A 16362-nucleotide genomic window follows, 5' to 3' on the forward strand; every position below is an offset into this window, starting at 1 on the left:
CAAGGCGCGTCAGTTCCGGGTTAGCCTGTTCATTTGCCCCTTTGATGTGGGCCCAGAACTTGGCGACGCGCGGTCCCATCTTGGGCGCGACTTCTGTCAGCCAGATGGCGGTTTCCACAGCTTCGATCTGGCAGAAGAATGGGCGAATGCCCTCGAATTTGTGGTGTCTCCAGTGTTGCAGCAGACGCACCGTCTCCGGCGTCACCAGCCATTGATCAGGGTTTGGCAGGCCGCGCCAAGTTTCAACATAGCCCCGAACTTCATTGATGATTGGGGTGGGGTTGTATTCCTGACCCGTCGTCGAAAGATCGTCATTGGCGCCAAGCAGCAGGGCGCCCTGTTTCGTGTTCTGCCGTTGCTTTTTGGTTTTTGGAACAGGTGTGATGAGATCCGAGCGCCGACGGCTATCCAGGATGCGGTTCGTCGGCTGACCATCCGGATCAAGTTCCCAATGCCTGCCCGGATACGCATAAGGGGAATTCAGAATCGGTTTTTCGAAGAACTGCTCAGACATCCACGGCACCTTTTCCGAGGTTTCCCTTTATCGATGCCTTCTGCTCATCGATCCAGCGATCAATATCGTCGTGCTTGAATCGCCATTGACCGCGGACCTTGAATGCCGGAATCTGGCCGCCGCGCGCCATCGTATAGACGGTTTTCTCTGCAACCTTCAACAAAACAGCGACCTCTGGCAAAGTGAGAATAGGGTCAGACATGGACCTGCTCCCTTTCAAAATATTCAGACAAAGGCTGGCAGACTTTTCCAGACTTTACTAGGGTATGATTGCTGCGGTTTGCGCCGACAGCTGCGAAATATTGTTATCGAGTTGCACACAAACCCCAGCTTCAGCGGATGGTCATAGGTATTCTGCGATGCCAAGATGGGACCGTCGGTTTCTCAACATGCCAACAGGTGACCTGCCATGACGAAGATCGACCTTGATGACGTGACTGCAGCCCTTGATAAGCTGCCCAAGCTCTATCCCGGCCCCGGTGGCGTGGCAGGGGTGATGTTGGATGGTAAGGTGATTGCTGCCCGCGCGTGGGGTTATGCGAATGTTGATACCGCGCAGCCAATGACCACCGGCACGCGTCTGCCGATCTGCTCGATCTCTAAGCAATTCACCTGTCAGGTGCTTTTGGCCACAATGGGCGAGCCTGCCAAGCTGGATGGCAAAGTCGCTGCATTCTTGCCGCAGTTTACGGGACTGCTGCCAACCGTCAAACAGATGTGCGACAACCAGTCGGGCTTACGCGACTACTGGGCCTTGACGGTTTTGCAGGGTGCTTTTGCTGAACAGCCGTTCCGGCGCGAGGATGCGCTGCCGCTGATTGCGCGAATGAAGACCGGGCATTTCCCGCCCGGCACGCAATACTCTTACTGCAACTGCAACTTCCGCATCTTGTCCGAGATGATCGAGTCCGAAACCGGCTTGGCGCTAGATGTGCTTTACAAGCAGCACATCTGGGGTCCGGCCCAGATGAAAACCGCCGTGTTAACCGCGGACACCAGCCGCCCGGAAGACGGTGTGGTAGGTTATGAGGGCAGCGAAGAGACCGGGTTTTTTCCCGCTGAGAATGCAATCTATTGGGTGGGCGATGCAGGGATTTCAGCCTCGCTCTTGGACATGCTCGCGTATGAGGCTTGGATTGATGCCACGCGCAACGATGAAAGCAGCCTTTACCGGCGTGCTTCGGTGCCACCGAGTTTCGCCGATGGCAAGCCTGCCGCATATGGCTATGGGCTTTCCCGCGAAACGATCTCCGAACTTGAATTCACCGGCCATGGCGGTGCCCTACGCGGGTTCCGGGCGCATCGGTTGAATGCCCGCGCGGCGCGGTTGTCAGTAGTGGTGATGTTCAACCACGAGGCAGATGCACATGGCGCCGCAGAGGCTTTGGTTCATGCAGCGATGGGCCTAAAAGCTCCGGCCGAGCCGCCGTTGCCCGACGGCTGGGATGGCCAGTGGATTGGCCCGAATAGGTTGCTCACACGCGTGGAAAGTGCGCGCAACTCTGCCAAACTACGCCATGCCACTTCGGTCGAGCGCCTAACGCTGGCCGCCGATGGCACGCTGACTTCGCCGGGGGTGGTGCTTGCGCGAACGGCGACTGGCTTGACCCTGAAGCGCGCTAAGGACAACACCGAAGCCACATTGCTGCCTTTGGCGGTTATGGATAGCGCCAACGCGGTCGAGATTGCCGGGCAATATCAGTCGGCCGAGTTAGAAGCCACGATGGAAATTGTGGCGCGGGACGGCGCGGTTTATGCGCGGTTCAGTGGCCTGCTGCGCAGTGGTCGGATGGAGCGAATGGCCCCCGCTGGCCTTGATGTGTGGACAGTCGCCACCCGCAGATCAATGGATGCGCCTGCGCCGGGTGACTGGACGATGATGATAAAGCGAGATACCAAAGGTGCGATCGACGGGCTAATTTTAGGATGCTGGCTGGCCCGCGAAATTGTCTATCAGCGTGTCTGAGCAAGTTTGATGGGTTGCGCCAAAACAACCTGTCTGCTTAGTTTCACCGTTTAGACTTGCCGAATGCCGCAAGATGCAGTGCTAAAGTGCCTCCATTTCAACGAGTTGTTTCTCGGGTTTGGTTTCCGTTGTTGAATTGGTATTGGTATTTCGCTCAACCTTGACCGCTAATAGGGTGCGGCTGAACCATTACGGATTTCCAATGGCATCGAAGTCGACCCTCAATGCAAAGAATCTCGAGACGCTCGGTGCTGCCCGTCTGGCCGACCTGCTGATCGAGATCAGCACTGGCTCTGCGGTGGCCAAACGACGCTTGCGGCTGGAACTGGCCGGGGCGCAAAGCCCGAAAGAAGCGGGGCGCGAAGTGGCCAAGCGGCTGACCAGCATCGCGCGAGCGCGCAGCTTTGTGAACTGGCAAAACCGCAAGCCACTGGTCACCGATCTGCAAAGTCAGATTCGGGCGATCAAGGAGCAGATTGCACCCGCCGACCCGACCGAGGCGCTGGCGCTAACCTGGCGTTTCATGCAGATCGCCACGCCGCTGTTCGAGCGGTGCGACGACAGCAGCGGCATCGTCATTGGCGTCTTTCACGATGCCTGCGTGCTACTGGGCGAGATCGCACTTGCCGCCGGAACGCCGCCCGAGGCGTTGGCCGATGCGGCGATTGAGGCCCTGCGCGACAATGGCTATGGCCAATATGACGGGTTGATCGCCATCCTGACGCCTGCCTTGGGGGCCGAGGGTCTTGGCCATCTCAAGCAGCGGATTGAGGTGCTGGCCGCAACGCCGGTGCCTGTGCCCCCAAAAACCGAATGGGAGGCGGTGGGCTATGGCCTGGGCGGCGCGACCTATGTGCATCAGATGCAGGAACGCGCCCGGCAAAGCTTGGTGCGTATGGCGCTGAAGGACATCGCCGATGCGATGGGCGACGTGGATGCCTTCATCGCCCAATACGATCCCGCCACGCGCAAGGTGCCGAAGATCGCTGCCGAAATTGCGGCGCGTCTGCTGGCCACGGGCAGGGCAGGGGATGCGCTGGGGTTTGTTGAGCGGGCCGAGGTGGACAAGAGCCGCTGGATGCCGCACGAATGGCAGGATGCCCGCCTCGAAGTGCTGGAGGCGCTTGATCGCAACGACGAGGCGCAGGCTTTCCGTTGGGCCTGTTTCGAGCGCGATCTCTCGCCTGACTACCTGCGCGCCTTTCTGAAGCGGCTTCCCGATTTCGAGGATATCGACGCCGAGGACCGGGCCATGGCCTATGCAATGGCCTATCCCATAGCACTCTCGGCGCTGCAATTTCTGCTCCGCTGGCCCGCCTTGGACCGGGCTGCGCAGCTGGTTCAACAGCGATTCACCGAGCTGGACGGCGATCACTATGAAATCCTGACTCCGGCAGCAGAAGTCTTGGCCGCGCGCTTTCCTTTGGCAGCCACACTGGCCTTGCGGGCGATGATCGATTTCACCTTGAACGCCGGAAAATCCAGCCGCTACCAGCACGCGGCGCGCCATCTGGCCGAATGCGATGCGCTGGCCAGCCAGATCGAGGATTACGGAACCTTAGAACGGCATGCTGCCTACGTCGCCCATTTGAAGCGCGACCATGGCCGCAAGACGGGCTTCTGGGCGCACTTTGCTTGATGCCATGGCTCATATTGAGCCATGCCCATAGAGTGGCCTGATCAGATCAGATCAACCTTGAGCTGAATGGCGAGATCAAGGATCTCTTTTATCACCACGTTACTCTTAAATGGGCGCGTGTCCTTGAGTTCAAGCTTTGCACCTCGATCCCCGAACAAAACCATCGCCTGGCGCGCTGAGCTTTGGCGCGAAGGAAACCCGCGCGCCGAGGTTGATATGTTGCAGCTCGGGTAAATTCGGCTGTGCTGGTGGCAAAAGCGACTACGGTTGCTGCCGCCACGCTGTGCGCGGTGTCGGGAGGGCAGTTTGGACGGTGCCGCCCCACCTTGGCACTTTGATCCCGTCGGGGGGCGGTCACATCATCAGATCAAGATCCGGCCGCCGACGCAATCGCGGTAGTTCATAACTGATTTTCCGGGCGCAGGTTGATTTGCAGTTCTGCAAGTTTGTTCGCGGGAAAATTCTCAGCTAGGGCCTCCAGAAAGATCAATAAATCGTCTTGTCGCGGTTGACCAAAGGCCAAGCGGTAAATTGCAACGGACCGTTTTAGCCAAGAAAGACGGGTTTCTTCTCGACTAAATGGGAGCGACAGAATGTGACGCTCGATATGGTTCGGTCCCTCTAGCAGCCAAAACGGTTCAAGATCACCGGGTCGAGTGGCTTGGACATGTGCGAGTGCAAACATAAAAGCCCAAGGGTCTGCCGAGTTGTCGACCCTTAGAGTCGAGGCGAAGCCTTCGGCTAGGTTCAGTCGCACAGCGTGATTTTTGTAGCGGTGGACGCGGCCTTCGCGCTGTTCCATGTCAACCGGATTCGGAGGCAAGTTCCAATGAACGAGGCGATGGCAATAGGGGTGGAAATCTAAGCCCTCTTGTCCAACCGAAGTGGAGGCGAGAACAAAGGGGCGGAACGGCGAGTTGAAAGCGGTTCGCACGATGCCCGTGCGCAGAATGCCATCTTCGCTTTCCCCTTTGTTGGACAGCCGCATGGCGAAGCGGCCCCGCATTTTCAGCACGGCGTTGCTTATGCGACGACGCCCAACATGATAGTCATTCACCTCTATCTGCGCAGGGCGCAGGCTTAGTGCCTCGACGATACGTTCGGCCAGACCTGCAAGTCTCTTTTCGGGGGAGTGGCCAAGCAGACCCTCGGATTCCAGCAAAACATGGGCGTATTCGTCTAGCACGGATTGCAAGTCGTGTTCTACGGCATGGCGCAGCACCGCGCGCCAGTAGAAATCGGCGCTTTCCTCGCGCAGCAGGGATTGTGCTTCGGGTTGGTTGAAGAGCGTGCGAAAACCCATGGCGATCCGCGTTGCGGCAGACAGTAACGCGGGATGGTCCAGTTGCAACTCAGGGCACACGCGCGATAGAGCGCGCAGCGCGCAAGTCGCCGGGCTGCCAAGTGCCACTTCGACGAGATGCGAAATGAGTGCGGTATCAGCATGGATCTTCCTCGACCCAGCATTGGCCGCCAGCTTCAAGACGGTGAGATGTCCGGGCCAAGATTCTTCGTCGCCGATCTGGCTCACGGCAGGGCCTGAAAGCCACGCACGAAAGCTGGTCAATTGTAGATCGAGCGCTGCAGGCGCTGCCCAATCGGCGACGTCCATGCTGATGTCGGGTGCAGAGGCAACGAGCGTTTCCATGGCTGCTCGTCGCATGGCATCGGCACTGGCAGGCCGCGCGGTTAGATGCAGCGTCAGCGGATCAATAAGCTTGGCAAGGGTTGGTGAGGGGATAACCAGTTGCAGAGCACGGAGGCCAGCCATTCGGCCCTGCGCCTCGCGGAACTGCAAAGGCCTTGGGCGGGTGAAATCGAAATAGCCGTGCTTACCTTCGCCTAGACCCAGTTGACGCTCTGATTCATACGACAGCAGGGCCGCGATCGCATTGGGCACCATCGACCATTCCGAAAACACGAGGATCTTGCTCGCCCGAAGCGCGTTGCCGAAATAGGGCAGGGCGGGCGGCATCCAAAGCCGTCGGTTTAAGTCATTTTCACTCGCAAGCTCCATCAGTTTGCGCATCCTGCCGTTCGGGATCTGCAAAGCCGCGTATTTGTCCAGCTTGTCGCGGTCCAAATTGCAGCGGCGTGCGGCGCGCATAGCATCGCGTAGGGCTGCATCAGGTCCAGTGGACTGCGCCTTGATGTGCTCTGCTAACTTATAGTCGCGCATGAAGTTCAAAAGATAAGGCGCGGATTTCCAATATTCCACAGTGCCGGGGGCGTTGGCGGCCTTGGCAACAGCCGCGATGGCGCGGGCTTCCAGTAGATCCTCAGGGCGGAGGTCGATTTCGTGCCGGATCTCGCGCACCATGGCGTCTCTATCGGTGCTTTCCGAAACGCGCTCGGTTCGCGCGATGACGCGGCGCAGCTTGTTCTCTATGCCTTGCTTCAGATCATAGGCTGCATCGAAGCCTTTGGGCAGGAGTTGCATCGCCGTGCGAAAACGGTGCATTTCCGTAGCAATCTCGTCGCGCCGTGTCTTGCCCTCGGCCTTGCCGAAAAGAAATTCCAGCACCTCAAGGAACTCATTGTAATGATCGCCAGCGTCTGGCTCGTCTCCTGCCAAGGTCAACATCCTGTAAGGCGTGGCGGACAGCAGTAGGGTTCGCGTGGCATTGCCCGCCGCATCGGTGAAATCAAACAGTTGGCGGGCCAGATCTGCCGCCTCGCTGTCATCATGCAAAAGACCGTGAAAACGCTGGAATTCGTCAAGAATAATCAGATCCGGCTCTAACGCTGCGGCGCTAGTCCGGGCCAGCATACCTCGCAACTTTCCAATTATCGTCTCGCGGTCGCGACGCACATTGGCGTCGGGGCTGGTCGTGCGAAATCTTTCGGCGAGGGCCGTAATCTGATCGAGAAGACCGGGTTCCGCCTTAACCGCTGCGCGAAACCCTTCGGCGATATCTTGGTCCACCGGAGCCTCGGCGATGCGCTTTCGCTCCCATGCCCAGCCTGCATCGCCAGACCAGCCCTGAAACAGATGGATAGGCCCCAAATCGCTCGGCAGCATGTCCGCCAGCAGCCGCAGGAGCAGCGCACGTTCTACCGCCAGACCGCCTGAGGATTTAAGATCGAAGGTCGTGCCGGGTGTTAGGCTGATGAAATTCACTTTATTGTTGCGCAGGCTGTCACGTTTTCCCAGTTCCAAGGGCAGCAATGTCAACCGCGTCGGCAGGACCTGCGCAGCATCTTCCATCACATTCAGTCGCGCCAAGTTTTGCTCTGCAATTGCGCCATTCGAACAGATGTAGATGATATCAATCCGAGGCACCTTGTCCCAAAGCGCCTCGATCGTGCGAGCGATCACTCCTCGGGCAACCATAGTCTTACCCAATCCAACCTCATCCGCCACGAGGAACTGGCGCACCGAGTCGTGGTCGGTCATCAAGCGCCGAAACGCATGCTCAACCGTAGCGCGTTGAAAGGCCTTCAGGGGCGCAAGCGCCGGGCCAGAATTAAACGGGGGCAGGTCTGCGCCATCAGCCACGGTGTTTTCCTTTTGGCAAAGCTTGTTCAAACACCTGCCATAGCGTGACAAAGCGTTCAGGGATCACGGAATCGCCCTTGGCGTCCTTTGCATCTCTGAGGCGCGAAATCAGTCGCGCAATATCGCCAAGTTGGCGGCCGTCTCCAGACAGAGCACGCACCATGTCCTCAAGGATTGGTGCATCCTCGGCAAATCCGGCCATGCCGAAGAAAGCCCCGCCCTTACTCATTGCAAAGATCGCCTTGGCTGCCTCGGTTGTGTCACCCAGGAGCAGCCGGATATAGCGCAAGAAAGCCTCGCGGTTTTCGACGATAGTGCGCAGGATCTCGGCGCTGCGCGTCTCAGGCAGATCCCGCAGACTTGTTCCAAGCGAGAATATCTGCTCCTTCCCGGTGGCACTATCCTCAAGCCGGACACCTAGCCAACGGGTCACATCGCGCAGAGCGATGCGCCCCAACCCATGTGTTCCGCGCGTCAGTCCACCGGACAGGGTGATCCCATGCATCGCGCCAATGGCGAGGGGCCAAAGTGTCAAGCTCACCCCTTGTGGCAGAGGAGCCGAACGGGCGGAGGTCAAGGTCAGTTCTATAAGCCCGTCAAAATCTACTTTGCAGCGTAGAACGGGATCACAGCGCACCAATGCCTTCCGCCCGGAATCTAGTCGCGCCTCTGCAGCAAGTTCGGCAGCGGCCTCAGCCGGCGTCTCGGTGGCTGGAAACGGCTGGAAGGGGCGCAGAAAGCGGCCTAGCCGCTCGGGTGCCAATTGATCCTCGACGGTTCCAATCAGTCGGGATGGGCCTGACAGAGTGGCAAACACTTCTAAATTTGCACCCGACAGCAGTGCCGCAGCGGTCGCGTTGCCAGAACCCAGCGTGATTTCCGTCGTTGAATAGCGTTCGGTGACAAAGGCCTTGGCATGTAGCCCAACCGCCGGGGTCCCGCGGACTGCGGGTTGGGTAGTATCTTCGCCATCCTCGGTTTCGGCGATTTCGTCCAGCACGGTGACTTGTCCGAACCGTGCGAGCGTTGCTTCGGGCAACAGTGCCAGTTCTTCGCTACACGACAGAAGGCGTGCATCCTCGGGGGCGAGGCCTCGGCTTAGGATTTCAAGTGCATCGGCTGATAGGAAAGGTGAGATGATCCCGAGCTTGCGTCCGACTCTAGGTCGCCAAACGGCACTTCCCAGACCGTTGACGGCAAAGCTAATTTCGCGCATCGCCGCTGGCAGAGTCCAGATCGCCCTATCAATGTCATCGGCTAGGGTAGCGGCAATCGCGCGGGCACGCGGTGGTGTGGTGCGACCCGAGGCAAGATCGGGCAAACGGCGCAACAGCTCTGCTATTGGCGCATTGCCCGGCTCGGGTCTAGGGCCGGGCGCACCGTCTAGACAAAGAGACAGATCCCAACTGCGATCTGTGGTCAGGTTGCGCGACAGCAGCGCTAGCCGCAAAAGCGGCGGGCCGTCGCCTTGCAGCGTCGTGAATCGTAGCGCCCAAAGTTTGGGGTGAAATGCCCCGCCAGCGGGAGCGAGGACCTCAGTGATTGTGTCTTCAAGAAGAGCGGTCAATCGGCTCGCTTGAGTGGGCAGCGCTTTGATCCGCCCGGCCTCGCAAAAGATCACGATCCGCCCGGCGAGGCGTTCCAGCCCCTCAAGCAGAGCCAGCGGAGTGTCGAGAACCTGTTGCCTGCTCTCAGCGGCCTGAAAGGCTAGCGTAGCGGGGATGACGAGCGCGGTTTCGAAATCCAGCGAATAAGTCGTAGCAACGGCGGCATCGAGCCCGTATCCCGGCGGCGCACGCAGGATCTCGGAATATATCGCCCGGTTTTCGGGATCGAGCGCGGCATTATCCTGCGACATTGGCAAGGTCCCCGAGATGACTGGCGACGGTGCTCCAGCGATAGGTCAGCAGGCCAGCGCCCGACGCCCCGTTCCATCGGGAAAGAGCTGAGGCGTTTCGGAGGCGCGACTTTGAGCCCTTGAGGCGTATTTCGCGCATCTCGACCAAAGACCGGGCAGTGGAAAGGTCGGCCACGGCCCCGACGCTTCTCAGCGCGATCTCGCGCCAATCGCCGACAAAACGCATGGTCAAGGGTGCGATGCGGTGGGAGGTGTCTTCGGCGAGTGTCCAGAGTTCTGTAAGCTTCCAATCTGAGATGGAAAGCGTGCGCAGATCCTCCTGCCAGTCGGTCAAGGATTGGCGGTAAAGAGCCACCAGATCACGCCATTGGCTGTTCTCTGCCCCTTGCGCGGCGGCGGACTGTTCTGCCAACACCAGATTGTAGAGCAGTGAAGCCCCTCGCATGACCCGGGCAAAGCTCTCGGCCTGGGTGACGATGCCGCGATTGCGGGCTGACCAATTGGGGCGGTCAGAGTGCAGCCAAACCGCACTTACATCCAACTTGCCCTCGGTGTAGGTCGGTCGCCATCCCGAGAGCGCCAGAGTTGTTAGCAGCGTTTCTGAGGCAGTGATAACCAGCCGATCCTTCAAGAAGCTAGCCTCTTCGGACCTCAGAATGAAGTCGCATGGCTTCAAATTTGCCGGATCTGGGGGCATTTCGTCAGGCATATCGGGCAATCCTGAAATCCAAGCCGGACTATCCGGCGGCAGAGAAAGACAATCGGCCCGGCTGCCCGGCTCGGCACGGACGCCCCAGCGTTGCAGGCCCGCCCAGTAAACGTCGCTCGGCAGGCGCTTCAGCTGCGCGCGGGCTTCACTGCCGATGATGCCAGTAGTCTCACCGCCGGCAAGCAGGGCATCGATCAGTCGGATCTCATACCCGCGTGTAAAATCAAGCCGTGCTGCGGCGCTGCCTGTCCGGGAGGCCGCGAGGCGGAAAATCCACGGGACGAACAGCATATAGCGCAAGCGGGTCTGAATTACGCTGGTGCCCGGAAACATCAGATCAGCCAAGGCATCGCGGATGCTGCCGAGACCCAGTTCATCGCGTGATTCTTCGGTGCCAAATAGGTCCATGATCCGGCGTGTGCGGTCGCGGTCTGCTTGGTCGAAGTCGATCCATGCCAGAAAGGACATCAAGCTTTCTCCATCTCGGGCAGCGGGGCGATGGAAAGACGGCCCTCGTTCATCCAGTTAATTGCAATGCCGCGCAGGGGTTTGTCTGGCCAAAGGCGCGCGATCAGTTCTGCATAGGCGGCAAGTTGCGGCAGGTAGCCCGCGAAGCGCACGGCCGCATCGGGGCAGGGGCCGGATTTGTGATCAAGGATCAGCACCCCTGCCGGACCTTCGGCAAGGCAGTCGATTATCGCGTTGATTTCGGAGCCATCGGCAAATCGCTGTTGCAGGGGAAGCTCGAAATGCAACTGGTCGTAGCCTTCTGCTGTCAGCCAGTTGCGCAGGGCTTTTGCCTGCGCGTCGATCTGGTGGAGCGTTCCTTGACTGAGGCCGGTGGCGGCTGCAAGTTGCTGTGACAGATCAGGTCGCTCGACCAAGCAGCGGAAGGCGAGATGCCACGCGCTGCCACGCTCGGTGGCTTGCGCAAAGCCATCGCGCTGGCCGCCAACCCGCGCGCCGAGGTCGATGTGCTGCAGCGCGGGAATTTGCAGTGATTGCGGCAACAGCGATGAGGGTTGCTGCCGCCACAGGGTGCGCACGGACGGCAGGGCCGTTTCGGCGGCGCCAAAGCGGTGCCGGGTTTGCTGTGGCGGCAGATCGGGCAGCGGGAAATCCCGGTCTTTCGGCTCGTAAGTGATGCGGCAGGGCAGGGTTTCGCCGCAAATCGTGATGTTTCCCGGCCCAAGCGTCAGCCCGCTGCGGACGCGCAGCAGGTCAACCATGCGGGTTGGTCGGTCTTTTGGCTTTGACGGCTCTGACGGCAACACCAAGACCAAGCGATCACGGGCGCGGGTCAGGGCCACATAAAGCGCGCGGGCGGCGCGGTCTTCATCGACGGCAATCAGTTGATCGGCGTAGATTTGCTGTTTTTCGGGTGCTGCCAGATTTGGCAACCAGTCAAGGCCCGCGTGGTCAAGCACATGGGCGAGATCATCGAAGCTGTCGAATTCGGCCCGCAAAGAGCCGGGGCGTTCGGGGAATTTGAAATCCAGTCCGGCGACGATGGTGATCGGCCATTCGCGCCCCTTGGCGGCGTGCCAGGTTGACACCTCGACGCCGCTGGCGGTCCAGCCATCGGGGTCGGGGTGGCGATCCCAATCCTTGTCGGTTTGGGCGGCGATCCAGCCGAGGAATATCTGCACGCCGGTGCCATGAAACCCGGCGGCTGCTTTCAGCTCGGCGGCCATGTTGTCAAAGGTCTGCGCTTCGGCTTCAAGCCGGGCAAGATCGGCCAGCGCCTGCTCGGGTTCCGCGAGGCCAAGCGCCCAGTCGCGCAGACCAGCCAGCGCGATGATACGGGCTAAAGCCTCTGCAACGCTGCAATCGGCACCCACAGCCGCCAAGGCAGAAAGGGTTGCATGGGTGGGCAGCACGCCTTCGACCGCATTGCGCAAAGCATCTTCGGCGGGCATCTGGGCGGGGCCGAGCATCAGCCAACCAAGGGCTGCGTGCAGATCATCGGGATCGGCAGCGAAGGCCAAGGCATAGCGCGCGACTTGGGTGGAAGGGGCTGTCAGCCAGCCCTGCGCTTGAATGCGCACCGGGACCGCGCGGGCGCGCAAAGCATCGCCGACCCTGCCGCAATTCGCAGCGGTGTAGCAGAGCACGGCGATGTCGGAGGCGCGCACGGGCCGCAGGGTTTTGCTGGCCTTGTCCACAATCATCTCGCCACCCGCCAGAATGCTCGCCACCCGGTCGGCAATGCAGTCGGGGGCATGGTTTTTCTTGTCGGCCCAACTTGAGGGTAGGGCTATTGCCTCTAGCGCCACGGTGCCTGCCGAGGGGCGTTTGGGGGTCAGCGGCCCGTAGCCTTCGGGGAACAGCGCCGGGCCAATCGCGTTGACCAGCGCCATGACTTCGGGGACCGAACGCCAGTTGTGCGTCAACGGATCAACCATTTCCCGGTGCGCCGTTTGTAGCGCGGTGGACAGTCGTGCGTCTGCGCCCTGAAAGCCCATGATCGACTGTTTGGTATCGCCCACGATCAACGCGCGGCCCGCGCCTTCGGCCAATCGCCAGAGCAGGGCGAACTGCACCGGATTGGTGTCTTGAAATTCATCGATCACCACGCAGTCGATTTCACCCAGCACGGCGCTCAGGATTTCGGGGCGCAGACGGATCAGGGCTTCGGCCTCGGTGATCATGTCGGCGTAATCGACCAGACCTGCGCGGCGTTTGGCGCTGGCGTAGGAGCTGAGGATTTCTTGCGCGCCTACGACCAGCGCTTGCAGATGCGCGCGGGCATCGACCAAGGGGCCGGGGTGGTGCAGCAGGCCGTCGGCGGCCTCAATCACTTGCCTGGAAAGCGTATCATAACCGGGTGGCAGCGGTTTGGTCTGGCGCAATTTGCGCAGGGCTTGCCACAGTTTCCAATCGCGTGTGAGGGCATCGTTGAAGGCCGCGCGGCGCAGGTTGGTGTGATCGCGGGCGAAAGCCGTGCGTGCAGCGGTGTTTCCGGCGATTTGTGCCAGCGAATTCGGGAAAGCTTGCAATAGATCTTTTGCGGCCAGCACAAGCGCTTGCGTCAGCGGTTCGGGGGCTTGAGTTGCGCCATAGCCCGCGTCAAGCTGTGCCAGCGCCTGGGCAAGGATGTCGGGGTTCTGGCCACGCTCGCCCAAGCCCCGCAAGATGTCGATGGTGCGCAGCAGATCGCTGCGAAAGCAATCCTCGGCTGTGCTTTCGGTCATCGGATTCCAAGCATAGCCAAAGCGCGCCAGATCGCGCATCACGGGTGCAAGGCTTTCAGAGCGGGTCAGCTCCAACCTGATCAGCAGATCACGCTCGGCCTCGGTGACAAGGCGGCTGTCGGGAGAGCGACCTGCGGCGAAGGTGTGTTCGGTCAGGATGCGCTGGCCAAGCGCGTGGATTGTGCCGACCCAAGCGCGGTCGATTTCCAGCGCGTCTGAAACCCGGCCACGCTGCATCAGCTCGGCCCGGATGCGGCCGCGCAATTCCGATGCGGCGGCTTCGGTGAAGGTGACGGCAAGGATGCGACCGGGGGCGACTTTGCCCGCCTCGACCCAGTCGGCAAGGGTGTTTTCAATCCGCCATGTTTTGCCTGCGCCTGCACCGGCGGGCACAAGGGTTAAACCATCACTCATCATCAAACTCCTCGTCATCCTGTTCTGGCAGCATCAGTGCCAGCAAAAGCGCGTTGTCGCGCAGGGCATAGGCTTTGATGCCGCAGTCTTTGTCGAAGCGTTTGGCGTCGCCTGTGCTGTTCAAGACAATGGAGCCTATGCCAACCTCGGCCACCCGTTTGACAAGCTGCGCCATCGCAGCACCCGAGATATCTTCGGCGACGACTTCGGCCCCCGGAATACCCGCGCCCGCGCTTTCGACCAGCACGGTGCTGTCAAGCGTGGTGTGGTAGCCGGTGATCGGCGGGCGGCCTTGCGCCACTTGCCGGGTCAGATCGGTTTGGACGCTGGGGCGTTGCAGCATGGCGCGGTAAAGCGCCACCTGAAGATCCCAAGCCTTGAACATGCGATCGCGCCGCCCGCGCGCGCCAGAGCGTTTGTGGTCGATCAATAGTAGATTGCCATCTGGAAGCTGCAAAAGCGTATCGGCACGTCCGGCGATCAGCAGGCCGTCATGTTCGCCTGCCAGATCCATCTCGTTGCCCAGAACCACAGCGCCGCTACCGCGCAGGAAGCGCGCCCATGCCAGAACGCTCGACAGGGTTTCACATTCCAGCCCAGAACGCTCTACCGTCCATTGCGGGCCGGTCAGCCAAGGCGCCACGCTGGCGATGGCTTGGTCCAGCGCGATGGGGGTGGCGGTGGTCAGGGTGGCATCATCGGGAAGCGGGGCTGCAGCGGGAAACAGGTCTTCCAGCACCCGCCCGATCAGCGATCCTAGGATCAGCACATCCAAGGTTTCAGGCGCCCAAGTGCGGTCTTTTGCGCCCAACTCGTCCAGCAGCCATGCAAGCGGGCTGTAGAGGAGGGTTTCCAGACGCGAGGGAGATTGCGGGACAGGCGTGTCTTTCTCGCGCAGGCGCAGCAGATCGCCGTCAAGGTGCAGCTTGCCTGATGCGGGCAGTGCGGGTGCGCCGCCGTTTGGCAGCGGGGTGATCGCGGTGCTGCGCACAGGCCAACTGGCGGACGGTTCGGCGGCAAGATCGCGGATCAATCGCGCGGGGTCGGTTTGGCCCAGCAGGTGCGCGATCAGCGCAAGGCCGGTTGAGGGCGACAGCGCTTTGCCATCCAGACCACGGGCCGGCACAAGCAGGGTGGCCGCATCGCTTGCCGCGCCAAGCTGGCGGCGGAACAGTTCCAAGCCGCGTGCCAGGTGATGTTGGCGACCGAACAGACCAAGTCCGGTGTCGCGGCGGATCAGGGCAATCTCGGATTCGGTGAACATTGGGCTGTTGCTGGCAGGGCGCGGCCAGTTTGCGCCTGACAGGCCAAGCACGATCAGATGGCGGACCGGGCGCCATGGCAGGCTGTCGGCGTCAAACAGGCTGACGCCTTCGACGAAAGGGGCAGGGGTTTCGGGCTGTTGCGGCAAGGGTGCTACCATGCGGTGCAACAGGGGCCAGTCTATATCATCACCAAGGGTTGCGCGGATCGCGGCTACGCGCGGTGCAAGTGGCAGGTTGGGCAAGGCGGCGGCGACCGAGAACAGCCGTGCGATCAGTTGTTCGGGCGATGTGACGGCGCGGAAGGCATCGAACAGGCTGCGTTCCGGTCCAGTCAGAGTTGTGGCGCTGCGCGACCAGCCGCGGTCAATGACCTCACGCGCCATGTGGCGGCCGGACTCGGGGGGCCAAGGCATCAGCGGCGAGGAGAGCAGTGTCGCCAGTGCGGTGCGTGCGGCGGGGCCTTCAAGGACTGCCAGCAGGGCGGACAGCAATTCCCCCAGCAGATCGCGCGGGGCCGCGACGGGCTGGCCGGACAGCGACAGGCCAACGCGGTCAAAGGCTTCGGCCAGTGCTGCAGTATAGCCAGAGGTGGCCGGGACCAGCACTCCTATGTCACGGGATGCTGAGATTTCGCCTTGCTGCAGAAGGCTTTGCGCTAGGGCGGCGGCAAAATCTGCCTCGGCACGGGCATCGCGCAGGCCGTAAAACTGCAGGCTGTCGTCGGGGGCGATTGGCGGGGCTGACCGGCCTAGGTAGGACTGCACATGGCTAAGTGCGCCGGATTTGTTTTCGGTCGGTGGTAGCGGTTCAGGTGCTGCTGTGCCGTGGTGGCGGATCAGAGCCGCCGCCAGTGCGACCTCGACCGGATCGGCGAACGCATCGTCATTGGGGCCAAGCAGCGGCAGCGGCTCAAGGCAACTTGCGGCGTCTGCGCCAAGGATATGGCGAAAGGTGGAAAGCGCTTCTGGCAATGGATCGGCATCGCGCCACAGGGCGCGCAACGCGGTCAGATGGGTGCGGGCGCGGCAGTTTGGGAGGCGTTCGGGGGTAAGTTCGTCGAAGTTTAGGGCGGTGGTGGCCCGCATCACATTGGTGAGGGCGGTCTCAACAGCGCGGGTTGTGGCGTCAGGGGCAGCGTCAAAGCTGTCTGACCAAGGCGCTACACGCCCGGTTAGCAGCTTTTGCAGATCAACGGGTTGGCTTGCGGGCACCAGATAGGCGTCGCGCAGCAGACCTGAGGTCACGGGCCGTAGCGCACCTGTCAGCGGCGCGCGGGTCATTAACGGGGCAATGCGCATTCAATC

Annotated in this window: 8 protein-coding genes and 1 pseudogene; 2 read left to right on the forward strand and 7 right to left on the reverse strand. The window is 61.0% G+C overall.

Annotated features, from left to right (window positions below; genetic code table 11):
- Positions 1 to 514: pseudogene (locus tag U1A24_RS16025) on the reverse strand (restriction endonuclease); the annotation flags it as partial.
- The gene (mads1, locus tag U1A24_RS16030; RefSeq protein ID WP_322322985.1) at positions 507 to 716 is read right to left on the reverse strand and encodes a methylation-associated defense system helix-turn-helix domain-containing protein MAD1; all 210 of its coding nucleotides are present in this window, start codon (positions 714 to 716) and stop codon (positions 507 to 509) included. The pseudogene U1A24_RS16025 and the gene mads1, both read right to left, overlap by 8 nt.
- A gap of 207 nt (positions 717 to 923) precedes the next feature.
- Here mads1 and U1A24_RS16035 point away from each other — a divergent pair, with 207 nt between their 5' ends.
- A complete protein-coding gene (locus U1A24_RS16035) occupies positions 924 to 2480 on the forward strand; it encodes a D-aminopeptidase (protein ID WP_322322986.1) in 1557 nt (518 codons plus the stop codon).
- Positions 2481 to 2682: 202 nt separating this feature from the next.
- Positions 2683 to 4119: a DUF6880 family protein gene (locus U1A24_RS16040; RefSeq protein WP_322322987.1), complete on the forward strand. Its 1437-nt coding sequence runs from the start codon at positions 2683 to 2685 to the stop codon at positions 4117 to 4119.
- Positions 4120 to 4519: 400 nt separating this feature from the next.
- Here the strand turns inward: U1A24_RS16040 and U1A24_RS16045 are convergent, their stop codons facing one another.
- The 5 genes from U1A24_RS16045 to U1A24_RS16065 form a co-directional block, all read right to left on the reverse strand.
- On the reverse strand, positions 4520 to 7516 hold the full coding sequence (locus U1A24_RS16045) for a helicase-related protein (RefSeq protein WP_322322988.1): 2997 nt from the start codon (positions 7514 to 7516) through the stop codon (positions 4520 to 4522).
- A gap of 94 nt (positions 7517 to 7610) precedes the next feature.
- Entirely contained in the window at positions 7611 to 9476 is a 1866-nt protein-coding gene (locus U1A24_RS16050) for a phospholipase D family protein (protein WP_322322989.1), read from the reverse strand.
- Complete coding sequence (locus tag U1A24_RS16055) at positions 9463 to 10653, reverse strand: DUF6361 family protein (RefSeq protein ID WP_322322990.1); 1191 nt, start codon at positions 10651 to 10653, stop codon at positions 9463 to 9465. Before U1A24_RS16055 ends, U1A24_RS16050 begins: the two co-directional genes overlap by 14 nt.
- On the reverse strand, positions 10653 to 13793 hold the full coding sequence (locus U1A24_RS16060) for a UvrD-helicase domain-containing protein (protein WP_322322991.1): 3141 nt from the start codon (positions 13791 to 13793) through the stop codon (positions 10653 to 10655). The genes U1A24_RS16055 and U1A24_RS16060 overlap by 1 nt, the downstream gene beginning before the upstream one ends.
- On the reverse strand, positions 13786 to 16356 hold the full coding sequence (locus U1A24_RS16065) for a PD-(D/E)XK nuclease family protein (protein WP_322322992.1): 2571 nt from the start codon (positions 16354 to 16356) through the stop codon (positions 13786 to 13788). Before U1A24_RS16065 ends, U1A24_RS16060 begins: the two co-directional genes overlap by 8 nt.
- Positions 16357 to 16362 lie beyond the last annotated feature (6 nt).

Origin of the sequence: Cypionkella sp., assembly GCF_034376685.1 — a bacterium.
In the GTDB taxonomy this organism is placed as follows: Bacteria; Pseudomonadota; Alphaproteobacteria; order Rhodobacterales; family Rhodobacteraceae; genus Cypionkella.

Bases quoted from the DNA above. Each gene is read 5' to 3' on its own strand.
- U1A24_RS16060 (WP_322322991.1), bottom strand. From the start codon at position 13,793: ATGAGTGATGGTTTAACCCTTGTGCCCGCCGGTGCAGGCGCAGGCAAA.
- U1A24_RS16065 (WP_322322992.1), bottom strand. From the start codon at position 16,356: ATGCGCATTGCCCCGTTAATGACCCGCGCGCCGCTGACAGGTGCGCTA.
- U1A24_RS16035 (WP_322322986.1), top strand. From the start codon at position 924: ATGACGAAGATCGACCTTGATGACGTGACTGCAGCCCTTGATAAGCTG.
- U1A24_RS16050 (WP_322322989.1), bottom strand. From the start codon at position 9,476: ATGTCGCAGGATAATGCCGCGCTCGATCCCGAAAACCGGGCGATATAT.
- U1A24_RS16040 (WP_322322987.1), top strand. From the start codon at position 2,683: ATGGCATCGAAGTCGACCCTCAATGCAAAGAATCTCGAGACGCTCGGT.
- U1A24_RS16045 (WP_322322988.1), bottom strand. From the start codon at position 7,516: ATGACCGACCACGACTCGGTGCGCCAGTTCCTCGTGGCGGATGAGGTT.
- U1A24_RS16055 (WP_322322990.1), bottom strand. From the start codon at position 10,653: ATGTCCTTTCTGGCATGGATCGACTTCGACCAAGCAGACCGCGACCGC.
- mads1 (WP_322322985.1), bottom strand. From the start codon at position 716: ATGTCTGACCCTATTCTCACTTTGCCAGAGGTCGCTGTTTTGTTGAAG.